This is a genomic window from Alishewanella sp. HH-ZS (assembly GCF_001704375.1).
Classification (GTDB): domain Bacteria; phylum Pseudomonadota; class Gammaproteobacteria; order Enterobacterales; family Alteromonadaceae; genus Alishewanella; species Alishewanella aestuarii.
Genome location: NZ_LZEJ01000065.1, coordinates 1 through 8,810, shown reverse-complemented (window position 1 = coordinate 8,810; position 8,810 = coordinate 1). Strand labels below are relative to the sequence as shown.

The window sequence follows — 8,810 nt, the reverse complement described above, 5'->3', positions numbered from 1 at the left end:
GAGGCGTTCATATAGTGCTGTGGAAAAAGTGGTCAGACCGGTACCGGAGTGCTGTGGATAAGTGAGGTGGGGATGGTGTTGTTGGCCTTGTTGCCGGATTTTTTATTGCTACTGGGTGGCACGGCATTGCGTAAGGTGTTACCGCCGGCCGGCTGGCAGGCGTTGGATACCCTGAATTTCTATTTGTTGTTTCCGGCGCTGATTTTCATCAGTGCCCTTGGTGCCCCTCCTGCTAGCCGGGATTTAATGATTCTGGCTCCCGGGATCTGGGGTATTATGTTGTTTGCCTGTCTGCTCGGCTGGCTGGTGCGCGCCTGGGGGCCGGCCCGGTTCCTGGGTTTTGCTGCATTGTGGCAAACCGCCTGGCGCTTTAATACGGCGCTGGCGATGGTGATGGTCCAGGCGCTGCCAGTTGAGTATCGGGCACTGATGTCGATTGCGATAGGTCTGGCAGTACCGGTTGCAAATATCCTAGCGGTGTCTGCGCTATCGCGCGGGCAGGGCATGGGGCTGGTAAAAACTTTGAAGCTGGTGGTCAGCAATCCTTTTTTATTGGCTAGTCTGGCCGGTTTGCTATGTTCAGTATTGGCGGTTTCCCTGCCTGAACAGCTGCTGCTGGCATTGCAGAAACTGGCGCAGGCCGCGCTGCCATTGGCGCTGTTGTCTATAGGTGCCGCTATGCAATGGCAAGCATTATGGCGGCTTGACCGTTTTCAGCTGGCTTTAAATACGATTAAGCTATTGTTGATGCCGGCGCTGATGCTGCTGATCTGTTATCTGGCAGCAGTACCAGCCGGCCCGGCACTGGTACTGGTATTATTTGCGGCCTTACCAACAGCCTCAGCGGCGCATGTGCTGGCCTCGGTGTATGGTGCTGAGCGCCAACCGGTGGCGACCCTTATCGCCCAGTCCACTATGCTCGGCTGCATTAGTCTGCCGCTGTGGTTGTTACTGTTGTTTAAAATTTATCCGCACTAAACTGGTAATATAAAGCTCTTTACTTTAAGGTAGAAAAATAAAAATAATTAAGGAGATACGGATGTCATTAGTTACCACGTTAGCGAAATTCCTTGGCAAATGTCTGGGCGGCTTGGTGGCAGTTGCTGTGACCTGCTACCTGCTGTTATTGACGGTCAACTGGCAGGATGAGGCAGCGTCAGAACGCGCGCTGGATCTGAAACGCCAGTTGACGCTAAAGCCGGTTAGCAACAATGGCTATCAGCTTTATACTACACAGCTGGCGCAGTTGGGCTCCGCCGCTATCCCCGAGTTGCAGCAATTATTTAGTGATTGCTATCAAGCCGGATGTCAGTCGCTACTTCAGGCGGAAACGGAAACGTTGCAGCAACTGTTGGCGCAACAGCAACAGCTGTTAGCGGCCTATCAACAGTGGCTTGCCACCGAGCATTGGCAGGAACCGCTGCTGGTTAGTAATGACTTACCTGCCTATCAACCGTTATTAAATGGCCAGCGGTTGCAGTTGCTACAGGCGTATCTGGCAGCACGCCAGGGGGATAGCGAGCTGGCACAGCAGTTACTGGCGGCCGATCTGCAATTCTGGCGCAAGTTGTTACCACAAAATCGTTATCTGGTATCAAAGATGATCAGCGTCGCCGCCATTGAGCAGCATTTTCTATTTGCCAGCGCGATCAACCAATCTCTGACTGATGGCGAGCGTCCGCGACCTGCGATCTGGCAGCAACCCTTTAGTCCGGCTGAACTGAGCCTGGAGCTGGCCCTGGCCGGCGAGTGGCAGCTGTCTGAGCAGCTAATTGCAAAAGGGTTAAATGAAAGCAGCGAATTAAAGCTGTTGCAACGCTTAGGCGTAACGCTACTTAAACCGCTTTATCAAGCGCAGGCCAGCAGTAATGAGCGGGCACTGCTGCTAAGCTGTGAAGCCGGCGGGCAACAAGCTATTGCTCCTTGGTATCACTGGGCGTATAACCCGGTAGGTAAGATGTTGAACCGCGCTTCCAAGGTACCCTGTGCGCAATACCTGTCGAGACTCGAACGTCTGGAACAAAGCCGCCAGCAGTTAGTCTCGGCCGGCCAGGTGCCAGTGCCCGCTGCATCGCTCGCAGCGGACTGATTTAACTGATACCGCAAAACATCAGCCCTTCCTCATCCTTTGCTCATGTTTTTAGCGCGCCTTAGCCTGATGATAGGCGCGCTAATTAATCAAGGAGCATCTGATGCAAACGTTAAAGAAACCCTCGTTATTCTGGTTTAATCCCTGGCGTCTGGCACTATGGAGTAGCGTGCTGGGATTATTGTTACTGCCGCTGCTCGCCATGCAGTTTAGCAGCGAAGTGAACTGGACCGGCTCCGACTTCGTGGTTGCCGGCGTACTGCTTGGAGGCACCGCCTTGCTGATTGAGCTGGGCTGTCGGGTGGGCAACAATCTGGCCGGGCGTGCCGGTTGGGCTTTAGTCGTGCTCACCTCTTTACTGCTGATCTGGATTAATCTGGCTGTCGGCATTATTGGCAGTGAAGATAACCCGGCGAACTTATTGTATCTGGTGGTGTTGGCCGTGACAGCGCTGGGCGCACTGTGGGTCAGGTTTCGAGCACGGGGTATGAGCAAGGTGTTATACCTTAGTGCTGCGCTGCAGCTGGGTGTTGAGCTGGTGATTCAAGTGGCGGATTTAGGGGCGGCACCAGTGATCAATACGGCTTTTGCTTTACTCTGGTTACTGGCGGCGGGATTACTACGAAATTCTGACCCGGAGCGGCCGGGTTCTGAGGCATAATACCCTTGGTTGAAAGTATGGAGTGAGTCAGCCCTATGGCGGCAGAGTGTTATTCTTTTGCAGGTTTTCAGCTGAACCCGGCACAGCGGCAGCTGTATTATCACGGGCAGCGACAGGAGCTAAACAGTCGCTATCTGGATGCCTTGCTGCTGTTGCTGCACCATGCCGGCGAACTGGTTAGCAAACAGCAGTTCTTCGAGCAAGTCTGGCCGGGACTGGTGGTAAGTGATGAGGCCCTGACACAGTGTATCCGGACTTTGCGCCGGGTACTGGGCGACAATGCCACTGCGCCGCGCTTTATTGAAACGGTTCCCAAACATGGTTACCGCTTTATTGCGGCGGTCAGCCGGGAGGATGGCAATTCGCAAGTAGGCGTTGGCGCAAGCTTAACCCCGACGGCAGGGCCGGTTGCTAACGAAACTCAGCGCGAGCGGCAGCGACAACACCTCTGGTTCAGTATCGGTTATGGTGTGGCCGGTGCAGCTGTGGCCGGCTTAACCGGTGGCATGCTGTATGGTTTGCTGGCGGCGCTGCAAGCCCTGAACAGCGGCAGTCAGGCCATGTCATTTTTGCTGGTGCTGTTAAGTGTTACGACCTTGCTGGCGTTAGTGGCCGGCGCTGCGATTGCCGCCGCTATCAGCGCCGCACAGCTATGGCGGTCGCAGCAACCGCTCTGGACCCTGTTGGCCGGGTCGCTGGCAGGTTTGTTGGTTGGCGCCTTTGTCAGTGTGCTACTCAAAGATATGCTGATCCTGTTTTTTGGCCGCAGCCCGGCGCAGTTGACCGGAGCTACCGAAGGTTTGCTGATTGGCCTTGCTGTGGCAACAACTGTGCTGTTGCTGCGTCGACAACCACACTTTTACCGTTTAGGTTTTGCGCTGCTGCCCGGTATGCTGGCCGGACTGTTGATTAGCCTTAGCGGCGGCGTCTTACTGGCCGGCAGTCTGGCGCAACTGGCGGCGGAATTTCCTCAGGCAACGCTGGGTAAAATCTTACTGCCAGAGGGTTTTGCCCGCATCGGCCTTGGCAACGGCTGGCTCCATCTTAGCGCCATGCTCGAAGCCGGGCTCTTTAGCGCGGGTCTGGCACTGGGGTTGCAACGGGCGCAACAGCGCCTTTCGCCAGTTGAATAAAGGTAGCAATGGGCGTGTTTTGCCGTTCTTGCTGGCGACAGCCGACATAGATATGTTTTTGGATACCGCGCTCGCCCAATCTGAGTAAACTCAGTGGCAGTTTGCTGGCGTACTGACGGGCCAGCCAGTCGGGCAGGGCGGTGACACCGCGATCGGCTGCCACCATTTGCAGAATAATATCAGTATCTTCCAGAGTTTTATGCTGTCTGGGCAGACATTGTGCCGGCAGTAAAAACTGCTGAAAAATATCCAGCCGGCTTAGCTCTACCGGATAGGTTAACAGCCGCTCCTTGCTAAGCTGCGCTGCGCTCACCTGCTGTTGCTGGCTAAGCGGATGCTGCTTGCTGACCACCAGCACTAACTCATAAGGGAATACGGCTTCAAACTCGATAGCCGCTTTGCGGATCGGATCCGGGGTGATTAACAGATCGATCTCCTGATTAAACAACGCTGCCATGCCACCGAATTGAAACTGTTGCCTCACATCGATATCCATCCCCGGCGCTGCCGCCAGAAAGGGTTTTACAACCTGCAGCAACCACTGGTAGCAGGGATGGCACTCCATGCCGATATGCAGGGTACCGGCCTCATTGCTGGCAAACTGCTGCAGCTTTTGCTCTAGCCGTTCAAACTGTGGCAGTAAACGTTCGGCCTGGCTTAGCAGATAGCTGCCGGCCTGAGTTAGCCGCACCGAACGACCATCCTTATCCCACAGCGCGGTACCCGCCTGCTGTTCCAGTTTTTTAATGCTGTGGCTCAGTGCCGATTGCGTCAGATGCAGTGCCGTGGCGGCGGCTGTCACCGAGCCCTGGCGGGCTAATTCGCGCAGAATTGCCAGATGGATCCGTTCTATCATGATATTTATGATCTAATTTCATTGGTTTATGAAAATATACCATTTTTGTTCATTAAATAAAGTTGTTAATGTTTAGCCATCCAGATGGATATAAAAGGAGGGCACGATGGCAATATTACACAACCTGGGTTTTCCGCGGATTGGCCGCAAACGGGAATTAAAAAAGGCGCTGGAAGCGTACTGGCAGGGCCAGAGCAGCGAGAGTGAGCTGGAGCAGACCGCAGCACAGCTAAGAGCGCAAAACTGGCAACTGCAACAAGGTCTGGACTGGCTGCCGGTTGGCGATTTTTCGCTGTATGATCAGGTGCTGGATTTAAGTTTTACGCTTGGTAATATCCCGGCCCGGCTGCAGCACTTAGCCGGCAGTGAGCTGGACAATTATTTCCGGCTGGCACGCGGCCGCTCGGCACAGGACAGTGCGTGCAGCTGTATTCATGCCGGCGAAATGACCAAGTGGTTTGATACCAACTATCACTATATCGTGCCGGAAGTGACCGCCCAGACCGAGTTTTCGTTACAAAGCAGCCGGCTGTTACAGCAATTTCGCGAAGCGAAGGCTCAGGGCGTTCAGGCCAAACCGGTGTTGATTGGCCCCTTAACCTATCTGTGGCTATGTAAGGCCAAAGATCAGTCTGAGCCCCTGGCGCTGCTGCCACGGCTACTGCCGGTATATCAGCAGTTATTGCAGACACTGCAGCAAGCCGGGGCCGAATGGATCCAGCTGGATGAGCCGATACTGGCAACAGAGCTTAGTGAGCCGTGGCAACTGGCTTTTGTTAGCGCCTATAGTCTGCTGGCAGAGGTGCCGGTTAAGCTGCTGCTGGCCAGCTATTTTGGCCAGCTGGGAGCCAATTTACCCTTATTGCAGGCGTTACCTGTTGCCGGCATCCATCTGGATGCAGTGCGGGGCCGCGCTGAGGTGCAGCAGGTGTTACAGGGGTTGGCGCCGCAACAGGTGTTATCACTGGGCGTGATCGATGGCCGTAATATCTGGAAAACCGATCTGACAGCAGTACTCGACTGGCTGGAGCCGATTGCGGCTTTGCTGGGGGATCGGTTGTGGCTGGCGCCTTCCTGTTCTTTGTTGCATGTACCGGTAGATCTGGACAGCGAGCAGAAACTGCTACCAGAGCTGAAAAACTGGTTAGCCTTTGCCAAACAGAAGTTGCAGGAGTTGCAGATCCTGGGGCTGGCGCTTAACCAGGGGCGGTTGCTGGTGGCAGAAGCGTTAATTGACAATGCGGCGGCGATCGCCAGTCGCCGTCAGTCTGCGCTGGTGCATAATCCGGCGGTGCAGCAGGCGCTACAGCAGATCCGGCCTGAGCAGGCACAGCGGCAAAGTCCTTATCCGGTAAGGGCGCAACAGCAAGCGGCACGTTTTGCCCTGCCACTGTACCCTACAACGACTATTGGTTCTTTCCCGCAAACGACGGCCATTCGTCAGGCGCGGCTGGCACTGAAAAAAGGCACTATCTCGCCGGCGCAATATCGGGATCAGATGCAAACGGAAATTGCTCATGCGGTGGCGCAGCAGGAACAACTGGGGTTGGATGTGCTGGTGCATGGCGAGGCAGAGCGCAACGATATGGTGGAGTACTTTGGTGAGCAGTTATCGGGCTTTGCCTTTAGCCAGCATGGCTGGGTGCAATCTTACGGTTCGCGCTGCGTCAAACCCCCTATTATTTATGGCGATATCAGCCGGCCCCAGCCGATGACAGTGGCCTGGACCCAATATGCCCAGTCGCTGACCACTAAACCGATGAAAGGGATGTTAACCGGGCCTGTTACCATGTTGAACTGGTCTTTTGTGCGCGATGATCAGCCGCGGCAGCAAACCTGTCTGCAGTTAGCACTGGCGATCCGGCAGGAAGTTAAGGATCTGGAAGCCGCTGGTGTCGGGATCATCCAGATTGATGAAGCCGCACTGCGTGAAGGTTTGCCACTACGGCAAAGCGAGTGGCAACAGTATCTGGACTGGGCGGTGTTTGCCTTTAAACTCTGTGCCAACGGTGTGGCTGACAGTACGCAAATCCATACCCATATGTGTTACTCCGAGTTTAACGACATTATCGCTGAGATCGCGGCGCTGGATGCCGATGTGATTACAATAGAAACGTCACGTTCCGATATGGAGTTACTGCGCGCCTTTGAGCACTTTGCCTATCCGAATCAAATCGGACCCGGTGTTTATGATATTCACTCGCCCAATACCCCCACCACAGCGCAGATGGTTAAGCTGATGCAAAAGGCGGCGCAGCAGATCCCGGCACAGCGGTTGTGGGTCAATCCGGACTGTGGTTTGAAAACCCGGCAGTGGAGTGAGGTATTGCCGGCACTGAAGAATATGGTGGCGGCCGCACAGCAGTTGCGCCAGGCCTACTAGCATAAAGCAGCGGGGTTATCCCCGCTGCGTATTTTGTAGTTGCGAATACTGTTTGCTCAGTATCTGCTGATATTGCTTAAAGCGTTCCTGTACCCGTTGCTCAAGGGGGGCACTTTGCAGCAGGGAGAGCGCGTTGCGGGCTACCGGCAGGGTATCAGCACTGACGCCGCTACATTTGGTCATCGCCTGCAACAGGCTTAGTGCCAGCGCAGGGTTAGTCGGCATCTCCTTGCTGGCCCGACTGAATATCAGTACCGCCTTGCCATATTCCTGTTGTTGGTAGGCTTCCGTAGCCTGCTGGATCAGCTGTTTTAGCTGCTGGTAGAGGGCTTCATAACGGCGTTGTTCGGTATTAAGCAATAACCGTTGGCTGTCGGTTAAAAAATTGGCCTTATCCAACTGTTTTCGAAGCTGGCTAACGTAAAATTGGCAGCCATAAATATCACCCGTTTCAAAATAGGCTTTGGCGGCATCCAAACAGGTTTCGGGATGGTGCTCTTGCTCCGTAAGTTGTTGGTACTTAGCTAATAATTGCTTGGCCTCTGCAAGTTTACCTTTAGCGCAAAGCAGCCTGACCTGTAAAATCTGTAAATCAAAGGCAATCAGTTCCGGGCTAAAGCGTTTTACCAGACTATCCAGCAATTTACCGACATGCCCCAACGCATTGGCCCGGTCAATCGGTGCTTGCTGATTGGCGTTATCAATAATACAGCGGGCATGATTCAGGTAATTTTGTGCTGAATCATGCATCGAGTGGCGGGCCAGACCGGCAATTTTGTGAAAGATCCGCGCCGCGGCGGCGAAGTCATGGCAAAGTAGCGCGAGATTGGCCATGGTTTTCTGGCGGGGAATATTTTTCGGTGAGAGCTGGGTTACATATTGCAGAATGTCAAAGGCGCGCTTCAAATTGCCGCGCCGAAAATACAATTGTGCCAGATAGTCACGTGACTCTACCGCTGTTTCGTCATGTTCGGTAAGCTCGCTAAGTAGTCGCTCTGCTTCATCAAAACGCTGCTGTTGCAGAATACTAATGGCTAACCCTAGCTTGCTCCAGACGGGCTTACGCTGGTTAACTAACTGCTGGTAATAAATTTCCGCCTGCTGATAATCACCAGCCTGCAGCAAGAGCTCGCCTTTTAACCGCTCTGCTTGTAACTGAACTTCGTTTTGCTGACGGATAATGGCATCGGCCTGACGGCAGGCTTCGGCAAGGTCGCCATCCTGCGATGCCTGAAAAATTTTGCGCAGTGCCATTTTTTCCTTCATTACCTTGACCATACGCTCTTTCAATACGGGAAAGGTAAAAGGCTTTAGAATGTAGTCATCCGGTTGCAGTTCGATAACCCCATGCACGATTTGGCGCTGACTTTCGGCGCTGATAATCACGAAGCAGCACATGCTGTGCAATAATTGGCGGCTTTTTAAGGTTTCAAAGAGTTGGTAACCGTCCTGACAATCACCCAAATTAAAATCGCACAGGATAAAATCCAGCGCATGTTGTTCACAAATGCTAATGGCCTCAATGGCATCCTTAGCCTGATAAATTAATTTAAAGCCTATTTGTTGTAACATGCCTTTGATACTGGCCCGAACCGGTGCACAATCATCTACTAACAGCACTCTTCTGAGTGCAAGAAAATCCGGATCCATAACACTGTGTCCACTCTGAGGGATCCCCACAAATTGCT

At 53.7% G+C, this 8,810-nt stretch carries 7 protein-coding genes; 5 read left to right on the top strand and 2 right to left on the bottom strand.

Annotated elements, in window-relative coordinates:
- Positions 1-48 precede the first annotated feature (48 nt).
- The 4 genes from A9165_RS15885 to A9165_RS15870 all read left to right on the top strand — a co-directional run bounded on the left by A9165_RS15885 (position 49) and on the right by A9165_RS15870 (position 3,883).
- A complete protein-coding gene (locus A9165_RS15885; RefSeq protein ID WP_008951604.1) occupies positions 49-978 on the top strand; it encodes an AEC family transporter in 930 nt (309 codons plus the stop codon).
- Positions 979-1,039: 61 nt separating this feature from the next.
- Positions 1,040-2,089: a hypothetical protein gene (locus tag A9165_RS15880; RefSeq protein WP_008607755.1), complete on the top strand. Its 1,050-nt coding sequence runs from the start codon at positions 1,040-1,042 to the stop codon at positions 2,087-2,089.
- A gap of 103 nt (positions 2,090-2,192) precedes the next feature.
- Positions 2,193-2,750, top strand: coding sequence for a hypothetical protein (locus A9165_RS15875; RefSeq protein ID WP_008607756.1), 558 nt, complete (start codon positions 2,193-2,195; stop codon positions 2,748-2,750).
- 35 nt (positions 2,751-2,785) lie between these two features.
- Complete coding sequence (locus A9165_RS15870; RefSeq protein ID WP_008951607.1) at positions 2,786-3,883, top strand: winged helix-turn-helix domain-containing protein; 1,098 nt, start codon at positions 2,786-2,788, stop codon at positions 3,881-3,883.
- Here A9165_RS15870 and A9165_RS15865 read toward each other — a convergent pair.
- Positions 3,822-4,739, bottom strand: coding sequence for a LysR family transcriptional regulator (locus A9165_RS15865; RefSeq protein ID WP_008951608.1), 918 nt, complete (start codon positions 4,737-4,739; stop codon positions 3,822-3,824). The genes A9165_RS15870 and A9165_RS15865 overlap by 62 nt on opposite strands.
- Before the next feature lie 106 nt (positions 4,740-4,845).
- Between A9165_RS15865 and metE the strand changes: the two genes are divergently transcribed.
- Entirely contained in the window at positions 4,846-7,122 is a 2,277-nt protein-coding gene (gene metE, locus A9165_RS15860; RefSeq protein ID WP_065956607.1) for a 5-methyltetrahydropteroyltriglutamate--homocysteine S-methyltransferase, read from the top strand.
- Between the two features lie 15 nt (positions 7,123-7,137).
- Here the strand turns inward: metE and A9165_RS15855 are convergent.
- The coding region (locus tag A9165_RS15855; protein ID WP_218060749.1) for a response regulator at positions 7,138-8,810 on the bottom strand (1,673 nt) is incomplete at its 5' end.